Source organism: Mesorhizobium sp. URHB0026 (genome assembly GCF_054059755.1).
In genome coordinates, this window is the sequence record NZ_JBSSCN010000001.1 from 4,336,600 (window position 1) to 4,360,919 (window position 24,320).

General features: G+C 62.6%; 29 protein-coding genes and 2 pseudogenes. 20 read left to right on the plus strand and 11 right to left on the minus strand.

Annotation, left to right across the window (positions count from 1 at the left end; all coding sequences use genetic code 11):
- Positions 1-80: 80 nt before the first annotated feature.
- Complete coding sequence (locus ACVWWD_RS21330) at positions 81-824, plus strand: lysozyme inhibitor LprI family protein (protein ID WP_352547160.1); 744 nt, start codon at positions 81-83, stop codon at positions 822-824.
- A gap of 105 nt (positions 825-929) precedes the next feature.
- Complete coding sequence (locus ACVWWD_RS21335; protein WP_023773730.1) at positions 930-1,406, plus strand: hypothetical protein; 477 nt, start codon at positions 930-932, stop codon at positions 1,404-1,406.
- Between the two features lie 3 nt (positions 1,407-1,409).
- Here the strand turns inward: ACVWWD_RS21335 and ACVWWD_RS21340 are convergent, their stop codons facing one another.
- Both ACVWWD_RS21340 and ACVWWD_RS21345 read right to left on the minus strand, forming a co-directional pair.
- Complete coding sequence (locus ACVWWD_RS21340; RefSeq protein WP_352547159.1) at positions 1,410-3,293, minus strand: L,D-transpeptidase family protein; 1,884 nt, start codon at positions 3,291-3,293, stop codon at positions 1,410-1,412.
- 210 nt (positions 3,294-3,503) lie between these two features.
- Positions 3,504-3,792 (minus strand): annotated as a pseudogene (locus ACVWWD_RS21345) (SDR family oxidoreductase); the annotation flags it as partial.
- 548 nt (positions 3,793-4,340) lie between these two features.
- Between ACVWWD_RS21345 and ACVWWD_RS21350 the strand changes: the two are divergent.
- Positions 4,341-4,736 (plus strand): rhodanese-like domain-containing protein, encoded by a 396-nt coding sequence (locus ACVWWD_RS21350; protein ID WP_023773735.1) that lies wholly within the window; start codon positions 4,341-4,343, stop codon positions 4,734-4,736.
- A gap of 12 nt (positions 4,737-4,748) precedes the next feature.
- Here the strand turns inward: ACVWWD_RS21350 and ACVWWD_RS21355 are convergent, their stop codons facing one another.
- Positions 4,749-5,660 carry an alpha/beta hydrolase gene (locus ACVWWD_RS21355; protein ID WP_352547158.1) on the minus strand — a complete coding sequence of 304 codons (912 nt, stop codon included), beginning with the start codon at positions 5,658-5,660 and terminating at the stop codon, positions 4,749-4,751.
- A 47-nt stretch (positions 5,661-5,707) separates the two neighbouring features.
- Here ACVWWD_RS21355 and ACVWWD_RS21360 point away from each other — a divergent pair, with 47 nt between their 5' ends.
- On the plus strand, positions 5,708-6,160 hold the full coding sequence (locus ACVWWD_RS21360) for a MarR family winged helix-turn-helix transcriptional regulator (RefSeq protein ID WP_023773737.1): 453 nt from the start codon (positions 5,708-5,710) through the stop codon (positions 6,158-6,160).
- Between the two features lie 16 nt (positions 6,161-6,176).
- Here ACVWWD_RS21360 and ACVWWD_RS21365 read toward each other — a convergent pair whose 3' ends face one another.
- Together ACVWWD_RS21365 and ACVWWD_RS21370 are read right to left on the minus strand one after the other, a co-directional pair.
- Positions 6,177-6,788: a pyridoxamine 5'-phosphate oxidase family protein gene (locus ACVWWD_RS21365; protein WP_352547157.1), complete on the minus strand. Its 612-nt coding sequence runs from the start codon at positions 6,786-6,788 to the stop codon at positions 6,177-6,179.
- Positions 6,789-6,850: 62 nt separating this feature from the next.
- Positions 6,851-7,204, minus strand: coding sequence for a DUF971 domain-containing protein (locus tag ACVWWD_RS21370; RefSeq protein ID WP_352547156.1), 354 nt, complete (start codon positions 7,202-7,204; stop codon positions 6,851-6,853).
- A gap of 193 nt (positions 7,205-7,397) precedes the next feature.
- Here ACVWWD_RS21370 and moaA point away from each other — a divergent pair, with 193 nt between their 5' ends.
- The 12 genes and pseudogenes from moaA to ACVWWD_RS21430 all read left to right on the plus strand — a co-directional run bounded on the left by moaA (position 7,398) and on the right by ACVWWD_RS21430 (position 16,621).
- A complete protein-coding gene (moaA, locus tag ACVWWD_RS21375) occupies positions 7,398-8,393 on the plus strand; it encodes a GTP 3',8-cyclase MoaA (protein WP_023773740.1) in 996 nt (331 codons plus the stop codon).
- Between the two features lie 55 nt (positions 8,394-8,448).
- The gene (locus ACVWWD_RS21380) at positions 8,449-8,922 is read left to right on the plus strand and encodes a hypothetical protein (protein ID WP_352547153.1); all 474 of its coding nucleotides are present in this window, start codon (positions 8,449-8,451) and stop codon (positions 8,920-8,922) included.
- 136 nt (positions 8,923-9,058) lie between these two features.
- Positions 9,059-9,418, plus strand: coding sequence for a hypothetical protein (locus tag ACVWWD_RS21385; protein ID WP_023773741.1), 360 nt, complete (start codon positions 9,059-9,061; stop codon positions 9,416-9,418).
- A 175-nt stretch (positions 9,419-9,593) separates the two neighbouring features.
- Positions 9,594-10,514, plus strand: coding sequence for a DMT family transporter (locus tag ACVWWD_RS21390; protein WP_023795170.1), 921 nt, complete (start codon positions 9,594-9,596; stop codon positions 10,512-10,514).
- Between the two features lie 56 nt (positions 10,515-10,570).
- Entirely contained in the window at positions 10,571-11,197 is a 627-nt protein-coding gene (gene mobA, locus ACVWWD_RS21395; protein ID WP_352547150.1) for a molybdenum cofactor guanylyltransferase MobA, read from the plus strand.
- Entirely contained in the window at positions 11,194-11,703 is a 510-nt protein-coding gene (mobB, locus tag ACVWWD_RS21400) for a molybdopterin-guanine dinucleotide biosynthesis protein B (RefSeq protein ID WP_352547149.1), read from the plus strand. Before mobA ends, mobB begins: the two co-directional genes overlap by 4 nt.
- A gap of 159 nt (positions 11,704-11,862) precedes the next feature.
- Positions 11,863-12,648, plus strand: coding sequence for an ABC transporter substrate-binding protein (locus ACVWWD_RS21405; RefSeq protein WP_023773744.1), 786 nt, complete (start codon positions 11,863-11,865; stop codon positions 12,646-12,648).
- Between the two features lie 74 nt (positions 12,649-12,722).
- Positions 12,723-13,439, plus strand: coding sequence for an ABC transporter permease (locus ACVWWD_RS21410; protein ID WP_015317854.1), 717 nt, complete (start codon positions 12,723-12,725; stop codon positions 13,437-13,439).
- Positions 13,436-14,260, plus strand: coding sequence for an ABC transporter permease (locus ACVWWD_RS21415; protein ID WP_352547148.1), 825 nt, complete (start codon positions 13,436-13,438; stop codon positions 14,258-14,260). The genes ACVWWD_RS21410 and ACVWWD_RS21415 overlap by 4 nt, the downstream gene beginning before the upstream one ends.
- Before the next feature lie 113 nt (positions 14,261-14,373).
- The gene (locus ACVWWD_RS21420; RefSeq protein ID WP_023773747.1) at positions 14,374-15,243 is read left to right on the plus strand and encodes an NAD(P)-dependent oxidoreductase; all 870 of its coding nucleotides are present in this window, start codon (positions 14,374-14,376) and stop codon (positions 15,241-15,243) included.
- A gap of 5 nt (positions 15,244-15,248) precedes the next feature.
- Positions 15,249-15,954: pseudogene (locus ACVWWD_RS21425) on the plus strand (DNA alkylation repair protein).
- Between the two features lie 103 nt (positions 15,955-16,057).
- A complete protein-coding gene (locus ACVWWD_RS21430; protein ID WP_352547146.1) occupies positions 16,058-16,621 on the plus strand; it encodes a DUF3299 domain-containing protein in 564 nt (187 codons plus the stop codon).
- Positions 16,622-16,630: 9 nt separating this feature from the next.
- Here the strand turns inward: ACVWWD_RS21430 and ACVWWD_RS21435 are convergent, their stop codons facing one another.
- From ACVWWD_RS21435 to ACVWWD_RS21450, 4 genes are all read right to left on the minus strand, one after another.
- Positions 16,631-17,122, minus strand: coding sequence for an Lrp/AsnC family transcriptional regulator (locus ACVWWD_RS21435; protein ID WP_006205209.1), 492 nt, complete (start codon positions 17,120-17,122; stop codon positions 16,631-16,633).
- 108 nt (positions 17,123-17,230) lie between these two features.
- Entirely contained in the window at positions 17,231-17,905 is a 675-nt protein-coding gene (locus tag ACVWWD_RS21440) for a uracil-DNA glycosylase family protein (RefSeq protein WP_032924315.1), read from the minus strand.
- Entirely contained in the window at positions 17,845-18,456 is a 612-nt protein-coding gene (locus ACVWWD_RS21445) for a glutathione S-transferase (protein WP_023795172.1), read from the minus strand. Before ACVWWD_RS21445 ends, ACVWWD_RS21440 begins: the two co-directional genes overlap by 61 nt.
- A 33-nt stretch (positions 18,457-18,489) precedes the next feature.
- Entirely contained in the window at positions 18,490-19,113 is a 624-nt protein-coding gene (locus ACVWWD_RS21450; RefSeq protein ID WP_352547142.1) for a thermonuclease family protein, read from the minus strand.
- Between the two features lie 76 nt (positions 19,114-19,189).
- Between ACVWWD_RS21450 and ACVWWD_RS21455 the strand changes: the two genes are divergently transcribed.
- Positions 19,190-20,710 (plus strand): sensor histidine kinase, encoded by a 1,521-nt coding sequence (locus tag ACVWWD_RS21455; protein WP_023795173.1) that lies wholly within the window; start codon positions 19,190-19,192, stop codon positions 20,708-20,710.
- Between the two features lie 28 nt (positions 20,711-20,738).
- Here ACVWWD_RS21455 and ACVWWD_RS21460 read toward each other — a convergent pair whose 3' ends face one another.
- Positions 20,739-21,737 carry a nicotinate-nucleotide--dimethylbenzimidazole phosphoribosyltransferase gene (locus ACVWWD_RS21460; protein ID WP_352547140.1) on the minus strand — a complete coding sequence of 333 codons (999 nt, stop codon included), beginning with the start codon at positions 21,735-21,737 and terminating at the stop codon, positions 20,739-20,741.
- Between the two features lie 198 nt (positions 21,738-21,935).
- Between ACVWWD_RS21460 and ACVWWD_RS21465 the strand changes: the two genes are divergently transcribed.
- Both ACVWWD_RS21465 and ACVWWD_RS21470 read left to right on the plus strand, forming a co-directional pair.
- On the plus strand, positions 21,936-22,166 hold the full coding sequence (locus ACVWWD_RS21465) for a DUF1289 domain-containing protein (RefSeq protein ID WP_457103640.1): 231 nt from the start codon (positions 21,936-21,938) through the stop codon (positions 22,164-22,166).
- A 10-nt stretch (positions 22,167-22,176) separates the two neighbouring features.
- Positions 22,177-22,881: a TIGR02281 family clan AA aspartic protease gene (locus tag ACVWWD_RS21470; protein ID WP_352547137.1), complete on the plus strand. Its 705-nt coding sequence runs from the start codon at positions 22,177-22,179 to the stop codon at positions 22,879-22,881.
- 2 nt (positions 22,882-22,883) lie between these two features.
- On the opposite strand, the gene dusA is transcribed toward ACVWWD_RS21470, so the two are convergent.
- Positions 22,884-23,882 (minus strand): tRNA dihydrouridine(20/20a) synthase DusA, encoded by a 999-nt coding sequence (gene dusA / locus ACVWWD_RS21475; RefSeq protein WP_457103374.1) that lies wholly within the window; start codon positions 23,880-23,882, stop codon positions 22,884-22,886.
- On the opposite strand from dusA, the gene ACVWWD_RS21480 reads away from it, so the two are divergent.
- A complete protein-coding gene (locus ACVWWD_RS21480) occupies positions 23,862-24,311 on the plus strand; it encodes a hypothetical protein (RefSeq protein WP_457103658.1) in 450 nt (149 codons plus the stop codon). The genes dusA and ACVWWD_RS21480 overlap by 21 nt on opposite strands.
- Positions 24,312-24,320: the final 9 nt, after the last annotated feature.

A 24,320-nucleotide genomic window follows, 5' to 3' on the forward strand; every position in this document is an offset into this window, starting at 1 on the left:
CGTCAAAATTGTCCATCCTGGAGTATGTTAGGCTCCGGCGCCGGGTCGCGCCTTGGGCAATCCTGTTGGCTTGGGGGGCCATGATGCGATGTTTCGTTAGACCCTATCTTCTGTCTGTATTGGCCATCGTCCCAGCCGGCGGCTTCCTTGCCGTTTCTCCGGCATCGGCGGACGGGCCGTCCTTCGACTGCGGCAAGGCAAACCTGCCGGCGGAAAAGGCGATCTGCGCCGACACGCAATTGTCGGCGATCGATCTGCTGGTTTCGAAGGCCTACAAGGAATTCGAGCCGGCGTTCGGCGGCGACAAGCGCAAGATTGCCCGCGGGCTGATCGCTGATCGCAATGCTTGCAAGAGCGATACCGCCTGTATCGCCAGCGCGCTCAACAACGCCTTGCAGACCTATGGAAATGTGCCGTCTTGGATGCAGGACTACACCATCGCGCTGATCGGCAAGAAGGCGCTGGACGCCGCCGCGCGGAACCCCGGCAATAAGGACCAGCCCCTGCCCTCGGTGATCGGCCAATGCGCGTCGACGCATATCGAGACGCTGACCACGCGGCTTGGCGACGATCCGCTGGAAACGGCTACTCCCGAAGCGGGCAGCGCGGCCACATTCACCAATGGCGGCGGGGCCGTATCCTATGATCGCGAGGCTGGCCTTGCCGCCTCGAAGGTGGGTGAACCCGTCGTCATGTGCTTGATCTCCATTCCCAGGGACTGCCCCAAGGACGACGACCGTGGCCGGGTTTATTATTCCGTCGACCTCGTCGCGAAAGGCTCCTGGGCTCTCGCGGATTCGCAGCATATGTGCGGCGGCGCCTGAGCTGCGGGATTTCACCAGCCGGCCCAGGAGTGTTCCGTCTCCCCTTGCGTCAATTCGCCATTGATGGCTGATTGTGGAAGGACCGGGCTTCAGGGTGGGGTGGGCATGTCGACTGCGAAGCACTTGATGAAGCGCGTCCTCATGATGCTGGCCGGCTATCTCGTCGCCATACTGGTTGGTCTGATCGCCGTCGTGGCGATCTATGCCGCGTTGAGTTCCCTGCCCAACGCGCCAGCCTATTTCGACCTCTTGGGGGTCTCGCCGATCGCCGCCTTTGTGGTACCGCCGCTCGGCATGTTCATCTATTTCCTGACCATCGTGGTAACCGCGCCTCAGACGCTGATTTTTGCGCTGATCGCTGAATTCTTCTCTCTTCGCAGCGCTATGCTGCACATGGTCTTCGGCGCCGCGGCTGCGGCCGGAGGTTTCTTCCTGATCTGGCCGAGCGCGGCGGAGGAAGTGGATCTGGAGCGCTGGGCCGACATCGGCATCATAGCCGCCGCCGGTCTGGTTGCCGGGCTGATCTATTGGCTGATCGCCGGGCGCGACGCCGGTTTCAGGCGCTCGCTGTCGGAGCGATAACGACTAGCTCGAGGGTGAGCGCACCGCCTCGGTTGCGTCCAGGGCCTGCTTCAGCCGGGAATCGCGATCGTAGACGTCGCTGAAATACTCTACCTTGCCGGACATGTCGGGCCAGGCGGTGAAATAAGCGACATAGACTGGGATATCGCGTGTCACATCCTCGGTCGAGTGTCCATGCTTCAGCTTCTCCGCGATATAATCGACCGAGGTGCCGAGCACTGCAGCCGCCATGCCGCGCGGATCCTGCAGGCGCACGCAGCCATGGCTGAGCGCGCGCATATCCTGCTTGAAGAACGATTTCTGGGGCGTGTCGTGCATATAGATCGCATGCTTGTTGGGGAACAGGATCTTCAGTTCGCCCAGCGCATTGGCCTCGCTCGGCTGCTGGCGCACATTATAGGGAATGTTGGCGCCATAAGCGCCCCAGTTCACCGCCGACGAAGGGATGCGCTTGCCGCGAGAATCCGTCACCTCGTAGCCGGCCCGGTCAAGATAGCCGGGATCGCCGCGCAACCTCGGCAGCATTTCGTTGACGATGATCGACTGCGGCACGCCCCAGTAGGGGTGGAAATCGACCTGCTTGATCTGGTCGTAGAAGAAGGCGGTCTGGTTGGTGACGCGGCCGACGACCGCGCGCGTCTTCAATTTTTCCTGGCCTTCGTCGATATAGCTCGCGGTGAAAGCAGGCTGGTTGATGAAAACACGCGGGCTGCCGAGATCGGAAGGCAGCCAGCGCAATTCTTCCAGCGCCACCTCCACCTTCAGCAGCCTGTCGGCCTTCGACGTCCCGGCTAGTGTGGCGACCGTGCGTGGACCGATGACGCCGTCGCCCTTCATGCCTTCCTTCTGCTGCACCGCCTTGATCAGCGGCACCAGCTCGGGAACGTAGACTTCGCTGGTTGCCAGCCGCGACAGGACCTCGCCATATGTGCCGCCCATTTCGTCATCGAGATTACGCGCGATCAGCGACAGCAGCTTCGGCAATTCGGGGCTGGTTTCGCCTGGCTTCAACACCAGCTTGGGATCGACGACGATTTCGTTCTCGGCGCTCGCCTGCAGCGCTTCCAGTTCGACGCGCAGCGCCTGATATTCCGCATTCTGCGGATGGCGCGATTCCAGATAGGTGCGAACCTCCTGGGTATGCGCCAGAGTCTTCAGCGCGCCGATCATGTCGAGCGGCTTGGCCGGGAAATCGTAGTAGCCGGTCATGCGGTTCGGCTCGACACGGCCATTCTGGGCGTCATGCGCATAGCGCAGGGCACGTGCCGACAGCGCCATCTCGAAACGCACGAGCTCCTTCAGCTTGGCTGCGTCATCCGCCGAGGACGAACTGGCGGCTGGCACATCGACCGTGTAGTCGGCAGGCGTGAGGCCGTAGCTTGCAGCCTCGCCAAGCACCCGCACCGCATCCTGCGCGCGGTTGTTCGGGGTGGTCCCGGTCACCCAGATGAAATCCGGGTTGGCGGAGTAATAGGCGATCAGCGCCTTGGCAATGTCGGGCTCGGCATAGAGTTCATAGTCGGCGAGCCCGGCAATGGCTTCATGGAAGGCAGCACCCGTGGCCGAAGGCACGAAAGCGGCGTCTTGCGGCGTAGCCGGCTGCGGCGCCGTCGCCAGCGTCGAGAAGTCGACACGCACCAGCTTGTCGGCTTTGTAAGTATAGTAGGACGGACTGCTGATCCTCACGCCGCCGCCGGCCGGAGCGTTCGGCTGGGGTTTGTGCTTTGGCGGAGGAGGCGGAAACTCGCCTTTCGGCTCATGCCTGATGCCACCGCCGAATAGCATGTCGAAAAATCCCTGGGCCCCTGCCTGAGGCATGCCGAAAGCCAGCGTCGCCGTAATCGCCACCAGCGGCATCACGGTTGCTTTTTTACCGAGGAATTTCATCGATCACCCGCTCCGGTCGTAACCGGTTCCCGTTCCGCACGCTAGACCGTCCCGCTCACCGCATGGCGGATGTAAGGCGCGACTATACCGATTCATACCGATTTCGTTAAGCTTTCATAAATTTCGGCTGGGCTGTTGCCGAACGGTTTCACAACATCGTGACGGCTGGCGCGACCGAACTGTCGCGCCGGCTGCGGGAATCCCGGCGCCTCACGCGTTTGCGCCTCTGTCGATGGTCAGCGCGGCTCCGGTGACGAACCGGCCCTCCGGCCCCGGCGAGCCACGCAAACATGCCGGCGATATTGTCCGCTTCGCCGAATCGCGGGGTGGCCATCTTCTGGCGCTGATGCTCGGCATGCGGGCCGTCGGCCGGGTTCATGTCGGTGTCGGTCGAACCGGGATGGACGACATTGGCGGTGATGCCGCGTGACCCGAGGTCGCGGGCCAATGCCTTGGTCAGGCCGACCGGCGCCGCCTTGCTGGCCGAGTAGGCTCCCAGGCTGGAGCCTCTATGCCGCCTATGGCGGCAAGGAGGCCCTGTTCCTCGAGGCGACCGCCCTCTATTCCCGCGTGGAGGGCGCCGACATCTGGCTCGCGCTGGAAAAGGCGCCAACGGCGCGGCTTGCGATCGAGCGGTTCTTGCGCCGGACCGCGAAGGCCTATTCGCAAAGCGATCGTCCGCAGGGCTGCCTGATTACGCTGGGGTGCGCTGCACGAAGACTCGAGCCGGGGCGCGATCTGCGCGGATTTGCGGCGCCCGCGCGCCGAGAATCTTACCGCGCTGAAGAAGCGTCTGGAGCGCGCAGTGGCCGAGGGTGAATTGCCTGCCGACTTCGATTGCCGTGCAGCCGCGATCTTTTTCGCAACGGTCCAGCATGGCATGTCGATTCAGGCGCGTGACGGCACTTCCCGCGCCGCCCTGATGGCGACGGTAGCCGGGCAATGGCCGCTTGGAAGACCATGGCCGGCATCGTCGGAGCGTGACAAACACCATCCGTTGTGCTCGAAATCCGACTTGCCAGCAAACCCGCGGCCGGAGGGGACCACGTGAAAAAAGGATATCGCGAACTGCTGGATGAGGCCAACGCCGAGATCGAAGTGGTTTCGCCCGAGGAAGCGGCAGGGCTGCTTGAGGACGAAGACACCATTTTCGTCGATCTGCGCGATCCTCGTGAAATCGAACGCGACGGCGGAATTCCCGGCGCCAAGCACGTCACGCGTGGCATGCTGGAGTTCTGGATCGATCCCGAAAGCCCCTACCACAAGCCCTTCTTCGCTTCCGGAAAAAGCTTCGTCTTCTTCTGCGCCGGCGGCTGGCGTTCAGCGCTGGCCACCAAGACGGCGCAGGACATGGGTCTTTCCCCGGTCAAGCACATCCTCGGCGGCTACACGGCCTGGAAGGCAGCTGGACTGCCTGTAGCACCCGGAGACAAGAAGAAATAGCCTGATGACCGCTCAGTTGAGCAGCGACGGGTTCTGCTGCGTGGTCATGAAGCCGACGGCGCGTTCAACCACGCCCTTGTCGGTCAGAATGCGGCGGTGGCCGAGCCCCTCGGCCCAGTGCAGCCGCACATGGTCGCCGGCGCCGGCATAGCGTCGTGCATGTTCAGCCGGCACCTCCCGGTCGTCGGGCGCGTGGATGACCAACGTCGGCACGGGCGCCTGGGCGAGCTGCCGGTCACCGGTGAACTCGTGCAGCGGCCGGCCGGAGAGATATTCGACGCGGTCAGCCATGGCGACCTGCGAGCGGGGACCGACATTGAGCATCCGGCTGAAGTCGGCGAAGATTGCCGGCAGCGAGCTTGGTGCCGCGATTAGCACAAGACGTGCGGCCGACAGCGGTGGGATGTCCTTGACGGAGCCGGCGATCGCATTGGCTGCAACGGCGCCTCCGAAGGAATGGCCGACGGCAGCCACGAACGGCCCAAACCATTCGCCGGCCATTCTTGCGGCCTCGACGGCATTGACCATGTTCAGGTGCCTGCCCTGCGAATGGCCATGACCGGGAAGATCGAGCGAGACGACCTTGTAGCCGGCAGCGCGAAAACCTTCGATCAGCACGCGCATATATTCGGTACGCGAGCGCCAGCCATGGATGACGAGGACGGTGCCGGCGGACTCGCGGCCCGGCTCGGGGCGGAATTCATGAACCATGACGCAGCCGGTCGCGGTCTTCAGCCGGTGATGGCGCGCCTCGGCCATGAACTCCGCGGCGCGGTCGATGGCGCGGCGCTCGCCGTCGGTCAGTGTCCTGGTGCTTGGCGTACGGCAGAACAATTCGAAAGCCGCGCGCCCGGTGATGCGCGGCGCGACATGTTCGGCCGCACCAAACACACCTCGGATGACCTTCAGCCCGAATGATGCCATAGTCAGAATCCATCCATACGTTCAAGCATGAACATAATAGTTCAAAGATGAACAATAAACAAGAGCTACCCTGGGACAACCCGCGTTTTCGCAACTGGGTCGCGGTGGCGCGCGCCTGCCATGTGCTGGAGCGCACGCTCGCGGTGAAACTTGCGCCGCTCGACCTGAAGCCGGCGCAGCTCGACGTGCTGATGAACCTCTACCGTCACCCAGGCATGTCGCAGCACGACCTCGCCCGCAAGCTGCTCGTGGGCCGCTCCAACATCACCATGCTGTTGCCGCAGTTGGAGACGCGTGGCCTGCTGCGGCGCGAAGGCGATGAGAAGGACAAGCGCATCTTGCGGCTTACGCTGACCGAAACCGGCGAGGCGCTGCTGATGCGGGCGCTGAAAGTGCATATGGCGCTGATCGAGAAGGCGATGAGCCAGTCGACGCCGGAACAATGCGACATGATCGGCGAGCAGATGCGCAAGATCTATGACGTGCTGAACGAGGCGTGATCGCCCTTTCAGGCGATCACCACATCGACTTCTTCGCCCGCTCCGGCCACTCCCTGTCGTAGGTTTCGCCGTCGATATTCTTGCGGCTGGTGATTTCCAAAATCCTTCCGGGTGTCGGCAGCGACTTCGGGTCGACATGCTTGGCGGGGTTCCACAGTTCCGACCGCACGATGGCGCGAGCGCACTGGAAATAGACCGAATCGACATCGATCACGGTGACCGAACGCGCCGGCTTGCCGTCGACCATGAACGACGCGCACAGCGCTGGGTCCGTGGTGATATGGGCTCGTCCGTTGATGCGCAGCGTCGTGCCGGAGCCCGGCACCAGGAACAGCAGGGCGACGCGCGGATCCCTGATGATGTTCTTCAGCGAATCGGCACGGTTGTTGCCGCGCCGGTCCGGCATCATCAGCGTTTTCGCATCGACGATGCGCACGAAGCCCGCGAGATCGCCGCGCGGCGAACAATCCAGCCCCTCCGGACCGCTGGTGGCTAGCGCGACAAAGGGCGAGGCTTCGATAAAGGCGGCGTATTCTGGGATGACATGGTCGAGTTCCTTGACCACCGAGGCCTCGCCCGGCAATCCGTAACTGGCTTCGAGTTGTTCGACTGTGGTGATGACCGACATTTTTCGTCTCCCGTTCCGCCGCCCTACTCCCGATCGGTGACGTTTTGACGACGCAATGGCGGCTAACGATCGCGGCTCAAGCCCTTCTCGGCGAGTTCCGCGAGATAGCCATTCCAGCGCGCATGCTTCTCGTGGCCGAGCGTGTGCAGGTAATTCCAGGTGAAGATGCCGGTGTCATGGAAGTCGTCAAAGGTGATGCGCACCGCGTAATTGCCGACCGGCTCGATCTTCAGGATGGCCACATCGCGTTTGCCGGGAACCGTCACCCGCTGTTCGGGCGAATGGCCCTGCACCTCCGCGGAAGGGGACGCCACGCGCAGCAGTTCCGCCGGCAGCTCGAACGGCTGATGGCCGGGAAAGGTCACGGTGAGCAGCTTGCGGTTCTTGGAGACCCTCAGTTCTTTCGGCGCCGTCATGGTCGATCCTGCATGAATTTGCCCTTCCCTACGCTGCTTCGCGCCGTGCGAAAAGGTATGGGATCGTGCCGACACGCAATGTCGGTCGCGGAATGTTACCAAAGATCGAGGCCGGCTATCTTGAATGGCGGGCTGGATCGTATCACATAGCTGTATATAACGGCGCCGTTAACGGCCACGGAAACGCTCGAACATGAACATGATCGATCCCTTCGGTCGCACGATCAGCTATCTCAGAGTGTCGGTCACCGATCGCTGCGATTTCCGCTGCACCTATTGCATGGCCGAGGATATGGCCTTCCTGCCCAAGAAGGACCTGCTGTCGCTAGAAGAACTCGACCGGCTCTGCACCGTGTTCATCGAAAAGGGTGTCAAACGGTTGCGCCTCACCGGCGGTGAGCCGCTGGTGCGCAAGAACATCATGCATCTGGTGCGCCAGCTTTCGCGGCACCTCGACAGCGGCGCACTGGAAGAACTGACGCTGACCACCAACGGTTCGCAGCTTTCGCGCTTCGCCGCCGAGCTCGCCGATTGCGGCGTCAAGCGCATCAATGTTTCGCTCGACACGCTCGATGCCGACAAGTTCCACGCCATCACCCGCTGGGGTCATCTTGGCAAGGTCATGACGGGCATTGATGCCGCCCAGGCGGCTGGACTGAAAGTCAAGCTCAACGCGGTGGCGCTGAAGGATTTCAACGACGCCGAACTGCCCGAAATGATGCGCTGGGCGCATGGCCGCGGCATGGACCTGACCGTCATCGAAACCATGCCGATGGGCGAGATCGACGCCGATCGCACCGACCAGTACTTGCCGCTGTCGCTGCTGCGTGCATCGCTCGAGCGCCAGTTCACGCTGACCGACATCCCCTTCAAGACCGGTGGCCCGGCCCGCTATGTCCAAGTCGCCGAGACCGGTGGAAAACTCGGCTTCATCACGCCGATGACGCATAATTTTTGCGAAAGCTGCAACCGGGTCAGGCTGACTTGCACGGGCACGCTCTATATGTGCCTTGGCCAGGAAGACGCAGCCGACCTGCGCACCCCGTTGCGCGCGTCCGAAGGCAATGAACTGGTTGCCGACGCTATAGACGAAGCCATCGGCCGCAAGCCAAAGGGCCATGACTTCATCATCGACCGCCGCACCAGCCGTCCGTCGGTGTCTCGGCACATGAGTGTCACGGGCGGCTGACCTTGTCGCCTGTCGGTGCGAGAATGCCTTGCAATGATCGGCTCCGGGGTAAGGCATGCGACGGCTCTACTCAATCGTCATATCTCTTGCCGCGGTCTCGGCGAATACCGCGTTTGCCGCGCAATTCACCTACGTGAACGAGCGCTTCGGCACCGTTTGCACCTTCCGCGACGATATCTTCACCGATCGCCAGCCCGAGCCTGAGAACGGCGACGGCCAGGTATGGCTGAGCGCGGACGGGGCCAGCCTGACATGCTCCGGCATCCCAGACATCGACCATGAGACGCCGAAAGGCTTTGTCGTCGGCGAAAAGACGAGCAATGAGCCTGGCTACAAGGTCACCTACGGCAAGGCCGGCAAGGATTGGGCCGTGCTGTCGGGCGTGAAGAACGGAAAGATTTTTTACGAGCGGCGGCTGTTTGGCGGGGATGGCGTCATCCGCACGGTCTGGATCGACTATCCGCCGGCGCTGAAATCGAAATATGACCCGCTGGTCGGCGCCATCGCTGGCAGCCTTAAGGGGCCATGAACCGTTCGGGCCAAGAGTATTTTAGCCACACCGCAAACAAATATCTGTCGCCAAATGTCGGTCTGATTTACTGGTCATGGTTTCCCGCCTACCCTCCGCTCCGTAGCGATTCATCGCGTTCTCGGGGGATTACATCATGCGCAAACTCCTTCTCGCTTTTGCCTTGCTCGGCTTGGCTACCCTGCCGGCGGCTGCCCAGTCGATCGGCGGCACTTACACCGTCGCCGGCACCAATTTCGATGGTTCGTCCTATGGCGGCGAAGCCACCATCGCGCTGACCAGCGGCACCACCTGCACGATCCATTGGGAGACGGGCGGTTCTTCTTCCGATGGCATCTGCATGCGCAATGACAACGCGTTCTCAGCTGGCTACGCAATGGGCAAGGATATCGGCCTCGTCGTCTACAAGGTCGAGGATGACGGGTCGCTGCATGGTTTGTGGACCATCGCCGGCAAGGAGGGGAACGGCACCGAGGTGCTGACACCCAAGAAGTAGACAATCCCTCATCTGCACCATGTCGGGAGGCGATGCCGCCTTCCGACAGAATTCGTATCTCGCCCAGAAGATTCACGCCGGCGAAGATAGATATCCGGTCCTGGCCCAGCCCTTTGCCGTTGCTGTTTCGTGGTGGGCTGTTACAGGCTTGCTTGCCAAAGCAACGGTAGATGTCTTGCCCCTTTCCCCAAATCTTCGCGGCGCGTTGTTCATGGTGGTGGCGATGGTTGGCTTTACGCTCAACGACGCCATCACCAAATACTCTTCGGAGTCGATGAACATGGCGCAGGTCATGTTGATCAGAGGGGCGTTCGCCTCGCTGTTCGTCGGACTGCTGGCTTGGCAACGTGGCGCACTTTTTCAGCCGCGCCTGATGCTGCAGCCGCTGGTGGCGGTCCGTGTCCTGGGCGAGGCGGGCGCTACCGTGTCCTTCCTGGTCGCGCTCGCCCATTTGCCGATCGGCAGCGTTTCAGCCGTTCTCCAAGCGCTGCCGCTGGCGGTGACGATGGGCGCGGCGCTGTTTTTCGGTGAAGCGGTCGGCTGGCGGCGCTGGCTGGCGATCGCTATCGGGTTTGCCGGGGTCATCATCATCGTGCGGCCGGGTTTCGAGGGCTTCAGCATTTACTCGCTGGTGGCGCTGGCATCCGTCGCCTGCTGCACGGTGCGGGACCTTGCCACCAAGCGCATCCCCCAGGCCATCCCGACGATGCTGGTCTCGACCGCCACCGCGCTGGCCATGACCGTCGTCGGTGCGTTTCTGTTGACGCCGATGGGTGGCTGGACACCGATGACCGGCAAAAGCACGGCGCTGCTGGCGCTGGCCGCGGTGCTGGTGCTCATCGGCTACCAATTCATCATCATGGCGATGCGATCGGGTGAGATCTCCTTCATCGCTCCGTTCCGCTACACGGCGCTCCTCTGGTCGATACTGCTTGGCTTGACTATTTTCGGTGACATACCGGACGTGCCGATGATTGCCGGCGCGGCAATAGTTGTTGGCTCGGGGCTCTATACGCTTTATCGCGAGCGGATGGTCGGCCGGCGGAAGATCGTCGCCGAAAGCACCGGCCCGGCCATGGCGCCGGAAGGACTCTAGCACCCCCCCTTTTAGCCGCTTGCGATTTCCCGTGGCTGGCGTACAGGCTGGATGGCATGAAGCGGGATATCGCTGGGATCATCCTGGCAGGTGGCCAGTCGAGGCGGATGGGCGGTGGCGACAAGGCGTTGTTGCCGCTGGGCGGCGGCTGCGTGCTTGACAAGGTGCTGTCGCGATTTGGCCCGCAGCTCGAGATCCTGGCGCTCAGCGCCAATGGCGATCCGGCGCGGTTCGCCCGGTTCGGGCTGCCGGTGCTTGCCGATGCCATCGAAGGCTTTGCCGGGCCGCTTGCCGGAATCCTGACCGGCCTGGAATGGGCCACCGCCGGACTGCCTTGCAAGGCGATCGTCACCGCGGCCGGCGACACGCCTTTCCTGCCGCTGGATCTCGTCGACCGTCTGGCGGCGGCGGCGGATGAACATCCCGGTTCTATCGCCGTCGCCTCTTCGGCGGGCCGGCGGCATCCGACCTTCGCGCTGTGGCCAACCGGATGCCGCGATGCCTTGCGGCATTTCCTGGTCGATCAGGACAACAGGCGCGTGTCGGCCTTTATCGAACAACACGGCCATGTCGACGTGGAATTCCCTGTCCGGCAATCCGTCGGAATCGATCCTTTCTTCAACATCAATGTCCCGGACGATCTTGCCCAGGCCGAACAGCTGTTGCAGAGCATGTCGCCATGAACAGACGCATCTTCGGCATCACCGGCTGGAAAAACTCTGGCAAGACCACACTGACGGAAAGGCTGGTCGCGGAGCTTGTGCAGCGCGGCTGGAAGGTCTCGACGGTCAAACATGCTCATCATCATTTCGACATCGACAAGCCCGGCGCGGACAGCTTCCGCCACCGGCAGGCGGGTGCTACCGAGGTTGCGATCGTATCGGGCAATCGCTGGGCGCTGATGCACGAATTGCGTGGCGAGCGAGAGCCGCCGCTGGACGCCATCCTGTCGCGGCTCGCCCCCTGCGACATCGTGCTGGTCGAAGGCTACAAGCGCGAATCCCACCGCAAGATCGAAACGAGGCGGCTGGAAGCGAAGGACCGGACGCCGCTTGCGGTGGGTGATCCCAATATTGTCGCCGTCGCCGCGGATTTCGCTATCACCGACCAGAGCCTGCCGGTGTTCGACCTCGACGACGCAAAATCCATAGCCGACTTCATCGAGCGCACGACCGGCCTCGTTGCTTGAGAAGTAACGTGACGGTAGAAGCCCATTACCGGTTTCGGCGGTTTTGCGGTTGCTTTTTTCTTGGAAAGAGTGGGAGTATCGGCTCAGCGGGCGGTCAAAAAGCACCGCCCCACAGAGCCGTTTCGGAACGACGGCCGGGACCATAAAGAGAGGACTATCATGCGTATTGCACTGCGTATCGCGCTCGCCGCATCGGCTGCGCTGCTGACGCTCGGCGTAGCCCAGGCCCAGGAGAAGACCCTGCGGATTGGCACCGAAGGCGCCTACCCCCCCTTCAACAACCTCACCGCGGACGGCCAGCTTGTCGGCTTCGACATCGACATCGCCAAGGCGCTTTGCGATGAGATGAAGGTCAAGTGCACCTTCGTCGCCCAGGATTGGGACGGCATCATTCCCGCACTTCAGGCCGGCAAGTTCGACGCCATCGTCGCCTCGATGTCGATCACGCCGGAGAGGCAGGAGAAGGTCGACTTCTCGCACAAATACTACAACACCCCGTCGGCAATCGCCGTGCCGAAGGATTCGCCGCTCAAGGGCGTGACCAAGGAAGACCTCGCCGGAAAGAATATCGGCGTCGCCACCACGACAACCCATTTCAACTATGCCTCGAAGACCTACACGGACAGCACCATCAAGGGCTATCCGAGCAGCCCCGAGGAACAGGCTGACCTCGCCAATGGCCGTCTCGACGCCATCGAGGACGATATCGTAGTGCTGCAGCAGTTTCTGGATTCGCCTGAAGGCGCCTGCTGCAAGATTCTCGGCCAGCCCTCGCCGCAACCTGTCGAAATTTTCGGACCTGGCGCCGGCATCGCCGTTCGAAAGGGCGATACCGACCTGGTCAACAAGTTGAATTCCGCCATCGACGCCATCCGCGCAAACGGAAAATATAAGGAAATCAACGACAAGTACTTTAAGTTCGACGTCTACGGCGCCGAGTCCTGATCATCATTGCCAAGGCGGCGGGGTTTCCCTGCCGCCTTGTTCATCTCGGGAGCGCCGTGGGGTAAGGCCAGTCAATGCCAGTCCAAAGCATATGGACGCTGCTCAGTTGGGGACCGGAGGGCTGGAGTGACGATATTGCCTATGGTGCGTTGGTCACCATCGCGCTCGCGCTTGCAACGCTGCCGATCGGCCTGACGATCGGCTTTTTCGTGGCCTGGGCCAAGCAGTCCGAAGAACCGTCGCTGCGGCTGGCCGCCAACATCTACACCACCATGTTTCGCGGCCTGCCGGAATTGGTGACGCTGTTCCTGTTTTTCTTCGGCATGCCCATCCTGCTGCAATACGTCATCCGCCTCTTCAAACCGGAGGCAACGATCGATGTCGACAGCTTCATCGCAGGCATGATCGTGCTGTCGCTGATCTTTTCTTCCTACGCCAGCGAGGTATTCCTCTCCGCCTTTCGCGCCATTCCGAAGGGCCAGTATGAAGGCGGCTACGCAATCGGCCTGTCGAAATGGCTTACCATGCGCAAGGTGATCCTGCCGCAGCTGCTGCGCATCGCCTTTCCCGGCCTTGAGAATTGCTGGCTGAGCCTGCTCAAGGACACCGCCCTCGTCTCGGTCGTCAACCTCGCTGAAACCCTGCGCAATGCCGGCGTGGCGGCACGTGTCACCAAGCATTCCTTCCTGTTTTACAGCGTCGCCGCACTGGTTTTCCTCGTCCTGGCGATCCTGTCCTCGATCGCGACCGGGTTCATCTTGCGCTCGCTAGGGCGGAGGGAGGCACGATGAGCGTCACGGAAGCGATCTCGGTCGACCGCCCGCCGCCGCGGGCACGCGGCTGGCCGCGCACCCGCATCGTCGGTTACGCACTCGTCGGCCTCTGGATCCTCTTCGGCCTCGGTATCTTCGCCTATCTCGTCTACGCCTGGAATGGCGAGTTCTTCGCCAGATATGCACCCGCCTATCTGCAGGGACTGTGGACCACGCTGTCGCTCGTCGCGATCTCGATGGTGGCCGGCGCGATCTTTTCGCTGCCCGTCACCTATGGCCGCATGTCGAAGAACCGGTTCTTGTCCGGCCTTGCCTATTGCTATGTCTATTTCTTCCGCGGCACACCGCTGCTCGTCCAAGTCTACCTCGTTTACTATGGCTTGGGCTCTTTCCGGCTGCAGCTCGAGTCCATCGGGCTGTGGTGGTTCTTCCGCGAGGCCTTTAACTGCGGCGTGTTTGCCTTTGCGCTCAACACCGCGGCCTACCAGGCCGAAATCCTCCGCGGCGCCATCGAGAGTGTTCCCAGGGGCCAATGGGAAGGTGCTGCCTCGCTCGGCCTGCACAAGCTGCAGACGCTGCGCAAGGTCATCCTGCCGCAGGCGTTCATCGTGGGCTTGCGGCCCTACGGCAATGAACTGGTTCTGATGATCAAGGCCTCGGCCATCGTCGCCATCATCACGGTCTATGACCTGATGGGCAATGCGAAGCTTGCCTACGCCAAATCCTTCGATTTCCAGGCCTATGTCTGGGTCGCCATCGTCTATCTGGTGATGGTCGAAATCCTGCGCCATGGCGTAGAATGGATCGAGCGCAGGATTACGATCCACCTCAATCGCTGAGCCGTTCCCGATCGGCCTGTGCCAGTCGATGCCGCAGCGCGCGCCTTGACGAATTCGTCGCATGGCCTAGAGCTTCCGCAGCTGAAATCTCTTTTCCGTCGGAAGGACAAGGCATGGCATCGGTGGCATTTCTCGGTCTTGGCGTCATGGGCTATCCCATGGCCGGACACCTGAAGAACAAGGGTGGCCACGAAGTGACCGTCTACAACCGCACCCAGGCCAAAGCTGAGCAGTGGGTCGCCCAACATGGCGGCGGCTTTGCCGCGACGCCGGCCCAGGTCGCCGAGGGCAAGGATTTCGTTTTTTCCTGTGTCGGCAACGATGACGACCTGCGTTCCGTGACCACAGGCCCCGCGGGAGCCTTCAAGTCGATGAAGAAAGGTTCGGTCTTCATCGATAACACCACGGCTTCGGCTGAAGTCGCGCGCGAACTGGCCGAAGCCGCGCAATCGGGCGGCTTCTCATTTCTCGACGCGCCCGTCTCCGGTGGCCAGGCCGGCGCCGAGAACGGTGTGCTGACCGTCATGGTCGGCGGCGATGAGGCCGCCTTCGACAGGGCCAGGCCAGTTATCGACGCTTTTGCTCGCATGGTTGGACTGATGGGATCGGCGGGCGCCGGGCAGCTCACCAAGATGATCAACCAGATCTGTATCGCCGGGCTGGTGCAGGGGCTTTCGGAAGGCATCCATTTCGGCAAGAAGGCAGGTCTCGACATTGAGAAGGTCATCGAGGTGATTTCCAAGGGCGCGGCCGGTTCCTGGCAGATGGAAAACCGGCACAAGACCATGAACGCCGGCAAATATGACTTCGGTTTCGCCGTCGACTGGATGCGCAAGGATCTCGGCATCTGCCTTGAAGAGGCCGATCGCAACGGGGCCAGGCTGCCGGTGACCGCGCTGGTCGACCAGTTCTACAAGGACGTACAGGCGATGGGCGGCAAGCGCTGGGACACGTCTTCGCTGCTGGCGCGGCTGGAGAGGTAGGCGCAGTGTCCGCGCCCGTTCCAGGCTGGACCGCGCAGGACATCGTCGCCCATCTGCACTCGATCGGAACCGAGGAAATCCGCGCCGGCATGGGGCGGTTCGGTATCAACACCGCGACCGCGCTCGGTGTCGCCAATGCGGATTTGCGGCCTTTGGCGCGCAAGCTGAAACGCAACCACGAGCGATCCCTGGCGCTGTGGGACAGCGGCGTTCGCGAAGCACGGCTGATGGCGGCCTTCACCGGCGAGCCGAAAAAGATCACCATTGAAGAGTGCCGCCGCTGGGCCGGCGATTTCGATTCCTGGGAGATCGTCGACACCGTATCGGATCTGTTCGTGGATACGCTGTTCTGGCGCCAGCTGGTCGAGGAGTTTGCCGCCGACGAGCGCGAATTCGTTCGCCGCACGGCCTTCGCCATGCTGGCATGGGCGTCAGTGCATTTGAAAAAGGAACCGGACGCGACGTTTCTGTCCTACCTGCCGCTAGTCGAGGCTCATTCCCGCGACGAGCGCAATTTCGTCAGGAAAGCGGTCAACTGGGCGTTGCGGCAAATCGGCAAACGGTCGGTGGGTTTGCATGGCCCTGCCCTTGCCCTGGCGCAGGAACTTGCCAACTCCGCGAACAGAACGGGCGCGCTGGATCGGCAAGGATGCGGTAAAAGAACTTTCGCATGCCAAAACCCACGAACGCCTCGCCGCCAGAAAGACCTGACAGGGCGAGGATTGCCGCGGCCGGTTCTCGCTGACAGGTGATGCGGCTCGAGCATTGACGCCACCGACAGCGGCGTCTTTACTCGCCCGCAAAGGATGCGACCATGAACCATTTTAAAGCGATCCTGGCGCTTGCGGCCGCGCTCGCACTCTCCACCGCGGGCGCTTCGGCCGAGACCACGCACATCTTCTGGAAGGATCTGCGCCCGGCGACGCAGGCCATCGCCGAAGACGCCGGCTTGCCGATGATCGCGGCGAAACTGCCGGATCATGGCGAGACACTCTCAGTCGCCCTGTACGACAAGATCATACAGTTGGCCGGCTATGCATTGCCGGTCGATCGCGACGGAGATCTCGTCTATCAGTTCCTGCTGGTGCCATGGACGGGTGCGTGCAGCCACATGCCGACGCCTCCGCCCAACCAGATCGTGCTGGTCACACCAGCCCATCCCTACAAGATGTCCGGGGCCTACCAGTCGGTTGCCGTCACCGGCGCCCTGAAGCCGGACATGGAGAAGAGCCAACTGTTCATTCTCGACGGCGTCAGCCTCATCCAGTCCGGCTACACCGTGCGCAAGGCAGATGTCGTGGGCGTCGACACGGTTCCGGACTCCGTTGTGTTGCCGGTGAACTCGCCCTGGCGCTTCCTCAACAAGAAGAAGAATTGAACGGCGGGCTCAGGCCGCGTTCGCGCCCGACTCCTTGTCCAGCACCATATAGTCGAGCGGGATTTCGGTCGTGTACTTGATCTGCTCCATGGCGAAGGACGACGACACGTCCCGGATCTCGATCTTCGCGATCAGCCGTTTGTAAAAGGCGTCATAGGCGGCGATGTCGGGCACCACGACGCGCAAGAGGTAATCGACGTCGCCACTCATCCGATAAAATTCGACCACCTCGGGAAATTCCTGGATGACCTCGGAAAACCGGCGCAGCCATTCATGGCTGTGCGAATTGGTGCGGATCGACACGAAGACGGTGACCCGCACATTGACCTTCTCGTGGTCGAGAATGGCGACGCGCCGCTTGATGACGCCCTCCTCCTCCAGCTTCTGGATGCGCCGCCAGCACGGCGTGGTCGACAGGCCAACTTTCTTGGCGACGTCGGCGACCGCGAGCGTCGCGTCCTCCTGCAGCAGGCGGAGAATTTTTCGGTCGAGGCGATCCATCGGAGGCTCCTGGTGGAATAATTTCGCTATATTCCCTTTTATTTGGGCCGTTCACAAGAAAGAAATTCTGTCCTCGGCGTTGAAAGCGAGTGATTTCTTGCTCAATGCCTAACCCAGGCGATAGCGAATTTCCGGGCGCAGGAAAGGCAGCAATTCCATTTCAAACCACGGATTCTGTTTCAACCAGCCCGTGTTGCGCCAGGATGGATGTGGCAGCGGCAGCACTTTGGGGCCGACGGAATTCTCCCAGATGGCGCGCCAGTCCATCACCGTTTCCGTCAGCGAGGCGCGCCGCGCCGCGCCCATATGCCAGGACTGCGCGTAGATGCCGATCGTCAGCACCAGGTCGATCCTCGGCATCAGCGCCATCAAGGGCGCGCGCCAGGCCGGGGCGCATTCGCGCCTCGGCGGCAGGTCGCCGCCCTTGGCGTCCTGTCCGGGAAAGCAGAAGCCCATCGGCACGATGGCGAATTTCTCGATGTCGTAGAATTCGTCGCTGGTCACATCAAGCCAAGTCCGCAAACGGTCGCCCGAAGCATCGGTGAAGGGCATGCCCGACAGATGCACCTTGGTTCCCGGTGCTTGGCTGGCGATCAGGATGCGGGCGCTGGAAGAGGGTCGCAGCACCGGACGCGGCTCATGCGGCAGCGGCTTGCCGATGGGGTTGTCCGCGCAGATGCGGCAAGCGCGGACCGTCGTGGCGAAGCTGTCCAGTTCCACGCTCAAGCGGCGGCACTCGGCCGGCTGGAGATCGCCTGATGCCACCGCGACACATTGGTGCATTCCTCCGGCACCTTGATGCGTGCCGGCTTCATGAAGTCGATCGCGATCAAACCTGTGATGTCGGCAATGGAATAGCTGTCGCCGGCGACGAATTCACGGCTACCGAGTTCAGCATCCAGCAACGTGAGAAACTCCACGGCTTTCGGCTTGTTGGCCTCGCCCCATTCGGGGATCTGCGGGATTTCCCATTCCTTCATGGCGGGATGGATATGGCGGAAAGACTGCGTGACGCTGGCGAGCAGGTTGAACTCCATCCGCCTCTGCCACATCTCGACCTGCGCCTTGCCAAGCGCGCCGTTCCCGAACAATGCCGGCTTGGGATGGAGTTCCTCGAAATAGCGGCAGATCGCGACGGATTCGGTGAGGATGGTGCCGTCATCGAGTTCCAGCACCGGCAGGCGCCGCAGCGGGTTGCGCGAGCTTACCGGCGGCTGCTTGTGCTCCAGCGCGCCCATGTCGACGGGCACCAATGGAACCGCGATCCCCTTCTCGGCGAGAAAAACCCGAACCCGCCGAGGGTTGGGTGCCCGGCCGCCGTCGAACAGCTTCATTTCGATCCTCCTTTTCCTTCCGCCAGACACGCTTCACCAGAAGCGAAAGATCTCGCGCGCCGCGTCGCCGATCGACGCCAGTGTGCCATTTTTTCGCTCGACGGCCCCGCCGTGGTGACTGTCGCGCCAGTCCTGCGGCTGGTCGAACGTGCCCGCCCAGATGCCAACCCTGGCCGCGCGGGCCGTCGCTTCCTCGCCTTCGAAAGCGCCATATGCAACGGCCCAGCCGGCCTCGACCTGGGCCCGGTTTAGGTCGGTGCCGCCGGCCTTGCAGTCGCCGAGCAACCGGCCATAGCGGTCGCGCTGCCAGCCGCTGCAGGTGACCGGCCTGCCGGCAATCAACCGCACCAGTGACCGGCGCGCCAGCGTGCCACAGGCATAATCGGCCCCGTTATTGCGACAAGTCTGGGTGTATTCCGGGGCATCGATGCCACGCATGCGGATGCGCTCGGCGCCAAGCGTGATCGAATCGCCGTCATTGATGATGGCTATACCTTGCGTCTTGCGTGTCTCCACTCGATCGAGACGCGCCGCAAGCAGGATCAGCAGCCCCAGAATGATGACGGTCAGCCCGTAGTCCAGCAGCTTGCGCCACGGGCTTCTCGGGTGCGCTGCCGCGTACCTCGGGCGCGACCTTGGGGACCAGGAACGGCTCATATGGCAAACGGTTGGTTAATCATTCGAACGTAGCTTAACACCTTGAAATCGCTGCGCGCATAAATTGAAGCTTTTGATGCCCTTGCAACGCTCGAACACAGCGGACAAGTTCATTGTGGACCGCAGGAAACGGCATCGCAACAGCGATGTCGCGCGCGCGGTTCGCAAGACGCGCGACCGTCTTTCGCAGCAGGCCGGCAATCTCGATTTCGACCGCGAGCTGCTGAAGCTCCATGCCCAGGCGATGACCAGCGGTGCCGTCGTCATCCCGATGCTCGTCCTGGCGATCGCCGCGGCCGGCCGTCTGGCCGGTGTGGGCAATGAGATCGGGCTCTGGGCGTTGTTTACACTGATCTCTTATACGATCGTCGTTTTCATGGCGCGGCGCATCGAGCGCACGGAAGCTTCCGAACTTAACGCCTTGCAAACGCGAAGGGAATTCCTGGTCGGCCACTTCCTTTGTGGTCTGGGCTGGGCCTGGTTCGTCTGGCTGGGCTGCGGGGCCTGCGAGGTCGACCAGTTCCAGGCGGTCAAGGCGGTGGTGCTGCTGTTTGCCATGGCAGGGACCGCCCTCATGGCCTCCTCCCTGAGCGGAGCACTGCTGGCGACCTTCGCGGTTCCAGTGGCACTCTACGCCTATGCCGCGACCAAGTCGTGGATGCCGGTCGGGGCCATCATGGCCGCCTTGCTTGTCCTGTCGCTGCCTTTCTTCGCCTATATTGCCAGTCACCTCAATCGCTTCTCTCTGCTGCTGTTGTCGTTCCGCTCCGAAAAGGACGCGCTGATCGCCGAAGTGGAGACGGCGAAGTCGATGTCGGACGAGGCGCGGCGGCGGGCCGAGGACGCCAACCTGGCAAAGTCGCGTTTCCTCGCTTCGATGAGCCATGAATTGCGCACGCCGCTCAACGCCATTCTCGGCTTTTCCGAGGTGATGGCGAACGAGGTCCTCGGGCCGATGAGCAATCCCACCTATCGCGACTACGCCCACGACGTGCATGATTCAGGCCAGCATCTGCTCGATCTTATCAACGAGATCCTCGACCTATCGCGCATCGAGGCCGGCCGATATCAGCTCAACGAGGAGCCTGTCATGTTGCTCAACATCGTCGAGGATTGCTGCCACATGATGGAGTTGAAGGCGCGCAACAAGGACATCCGCGTCCTCCAGGATTTCGAACAGACATTGCCGCGCCTGTTCGCCGACGAGCGCGCCGTGCGCCAGATCACTCTCAACCTTCTGTCCAATGCCATCAAGTTCACCGCCACCGGCGGCGAAATCCGCGTCCGGGTCGGCTGGACGGCGGGCGGCGGACAATACATTTCGATCAAGGACAATGGTCCGGGCATTCCCGAGGACGAGATCCCGGTCGTGCTTTCAGCCTTCGGCCAGGGTTCGATCGCCATCAAGAGCGCCGAGCAAGGCACCGGGCTTGGCCTGCCGATCGTGCAAGGGCTGCTCGCCATGCATGGCGGCGAGTTCGAGCTTCATTCCAAGCTGCGCGAAGGCACCGAGGCGATCGCCATCTTCCCGCTGAGCCGGGTGATGGAAGAACTGCCGGCGCTGCCGACCGCGGCGGTGGCCGCGCGACGGCGGTAAGGGCCTCGTAAACGCCGGTGCCGTGTGGTCAACCGCGAACCGCGGCCGCCATGCCCGAACTGGTCAGTGCCGCCGCCTTGACCAGCCCAGCCGCCAGAGCGGCTCCTGCCCCTTCGCCGTGGCCGATCCCCAGATCGAGCAGCGGACGCAGCCCAAGGCGCTCGGCGGCCCTTGCATGCGCGGGCTCCGGCGACAGGCTGGCGAGAAGACAGTGATCAAGCGCTGCGGGGTTCGCTGCATGCAGCACCGCCGCGGCTGCCGTTGCCGCGAAGCCATCGAGCAGTACCGGTATCCGCTGCATCCGCGCGGCAAGGATTGCGCCGGCTATCGCGGCGAACTCGCGGCCGCCGACCCGGCGCAGCGCTTCAAGCGGGTCTTCGAGATCGCGGCCGTGAAAGGCCAGCGCCGCATCGACCACCTCTGCCTTGCGAGCCCGCATCGCCGCCTCGGCGCCGGATCCCGGGCCAACCCAGTCGACACCCCTGCCCCCAAAAACCGCGGCGAGCAGGGCGGCGGCGACGGTGGAGTTGCCGACGCCGAGATCGCCGAGACAAAGCAGATCGGTGCCGCCGGCAATCGCCTCCATGCCGAAGGCCATGGTGGCGGCGCAACCGCGCTCATCGAGCGCTGCGTCCTCGGTGATGTCGCCGGTCGGGATGTGCAGGGCAAGATCGAACACCTTCAGACCGAGGTCGTTGGCAATGCAGATCTGGTTGATCGCCGCACCGCCGGCCGCGCAAAGCTCGACCGCGTTGGCGGTCGCCGCCACGGGCCTCGGCGAAATGCCATGCCTGGCAACGCCATGGTTGCCGGCAAAGACAGCCATCAGGGGCCTAGTCGCGGCAGGCGGAGCGCGACCGCTCCAGGCCGCGAGCCATGCGGCGATGTCCTCGACGCGGCCAAGCGAATTTTCAGGCTTGCCGGCCTTGGCAAACAGTGCGCGCACGCGCGCTTCAGCTTTGAGGTCGGCTAATGGCAGATTGCCGAGCAGGTCGCGGAAATCGTCGAAAGGCAGTGCACTGGTCATGTCGCGAACAATGGTTCCTGGAGCAGAGGAGCGGAATAGCTGCCTTGCGTGCTCGGCACAACCTCCTCGATCGTCCTTCCTGGTTTGCCGCAAAGGCGGCCACGGAAGGCGCAATCGGGAGGGCTTGCATTGGCTGCGCCGTTGCACCATGTGGAGATGGAAGAGCGGATTCCGGACCGGGTCTCTCGAGAGAAAGTCATGACGGCCATCGAATCTCCCTGCATCCTGGTCTGTTCGATCGATATGCAAACCGGCTTCTGCTTCGGTTGCGGCCGCACGCGCGAGGAGATCGGCGCCTGGATAGGGATGACGCCCGAGACGCGCCGCAGCGTGATGGCCGAACTGCCGGCCCGGCTTGAAACCGTCGAGCGCCGGCCGCGCCGGGAAACGCGCCGCACCCGCATGGTACGCGAACGCGACGCACACTAGCGAGGGACGAGTGAGCAGCCGGCTGTTCTGGATTTTGATGACGGTGATCGGTGTCGGGGCAGCCCTGCTCATGCTCAACGATTCCGCCGGCAGCACGTTCGGCGTCGAGAACCACGATTTTGGCCGGCTGATCTGGCTTGGGGCTTTCGGCGCCCTTATCGGCGCCGGCTTGCTGCGGTCGGCTCCGCTGGGAGCAATGGCCCGCAACCTCGGCGCCTGGGCGGCTATCGTGCTCGCGCTGATCGCCGGCTATCAATATCGCTACGAGCTGCAGGACGTCGCCAGCCGGGTGACCGCCGGTCTCGTTCCCGGCAGCCCGCTGGCGCTCGGTGTCGAAGACGGCCACGCCACCGTGACCTTGGACAAGGCCGACAATGGTCATTTCGAAGCGCGCATCCTGGTCAACGGCAACCCGGTTCGCGCCGTTGTCGACACCGGCGCCACCAGCACGGTGCTGAGTTCGGAGGACGCCCAGGCCTCAGGCTTCAATCCCGCGGCGCTCAACTACACGATACCGGTTTCGACCGCCAATGGCATGGCGCGCGCCGCGGCGGTCAAAACCGACGAACTGGCGATCGGCGGCATCGTGCGCAAGCATATGCCGGTGATGATCGCCGCCCCCGGCATGCTGAGCCAAAGCCTGCTGGGCATGAATTTCATCGGTTCGCTGTCGGGTTTCGACGTGCGCGGCGACCGGATGATCCTCAGGGACTGAGCTCAGGCCGCCTCGGCGGCCGCTCCACCGAGTTCGACAGCCGCGAAAGCCATCTTCAGCATATCCGCCCCGGCCCCGGGTCGAGTTGCGTCGGTGGACAGGATCTGACGGTAGCGGCGCGCGCCGGGCAGCCCGTGAAACAGCCCGACCATATGGCGGGTAACATGGCCGAGCCGGCCCCCCCGTTCGATATGGCGCGCCGCATAATCCGCCATCGCATCGATCAGTGCCGCGAAATCGAACGCTTCCGACCGCGCACCGTAGAAGGCGGCGTCAACGCCGGCCAGAATGCCTGGTGTGTAGTACGCGGCGCGGCCGAGCATGGCTCCGTCGGCATGGTCGAGATGCAGCCGCGCCTCGTCAAGAGACTGAATACCGCCATTGATGCCAATGAATTTGTTTTGTTTACCAGCCTTCAGCCGGTAGACCCTGTTATAGTCGAGCGGCGGGATGTCGCGATTTTCCTTGGGGCTCAGCCCTTCCAGCCACGCCTTGCGTGCGTGCACCCACAAAGCATCGGCGCCGGCATCGAAAACCCCATTCGCCAGTGCATCGAGCGCCGGCTCCGGATCCTGTTCGTCTACGCCGATGCGGCACTTGACCGTGACTGGCACCGTCACCGCCGCCTTCATCGCCGCGACGCAGGTTGCGACGAGGTCGGGTACTTTCATCAAGCAGGCGCCGAACGTGCCCGACTGGACGCGGTCGGACGGGCAGCCGACATTGAGATTGATCTCGTCATAACCGAAGGCTTCGCCAACGCGCGCCGCTTCGGCAAGTTTTGCCGCATCGGAGCCGCCAAGTTGCAGGGCGACGGGATGTTCCACCTCATCGAAGCCAAGCAGCCGCTCTCGCGCGCCGTGGATGACCGCGTCGGCCACAACCATTTCGGTATAAAGCAGTGCATGTGTCGTCAGCTGGCGATGAAAGAACCGGCAATGCCGGTCCGTCCAGTCCATCATGGGTGCAATAGCCAGTCTATGACCCTGATTTTTCAGCATTTTTTCTTTAACATCAAATCGTTAGACCTGCCGAGTGCACACGAATTTACGCCAGAATACGACCCTTTTCGCCACGTTTCGTCTCTCAGTGCACACGGAGCGCACGAAAATATGGCCACCTACACAAAACTCTCGTCCGGTTCCTGGCGTGTCCAAGTCCGTCGCAAAGGTGGCTACGTCAGCGAGACCTTCCTGCGCCGAGACGACGCACGGCGTTGGGCAACCGACGCCGAGCGCCAAGCGGATCGCGGTGAGACGCCGACAAAATCCCGAATAGCGCGCCTGAAAACCTTCGGCGAACTCATCGACCTTCATATCGACGACATGTGCGATGTAGGCAAGTCCCCTGCTCCAAGGCCGCGGGATCGTATCCCGCGTGGCGTAGCTGGCGGGTTTGGTCGCCGTGCTGTCCGGCTTGGGCCGGGGTGATCAGCGCGC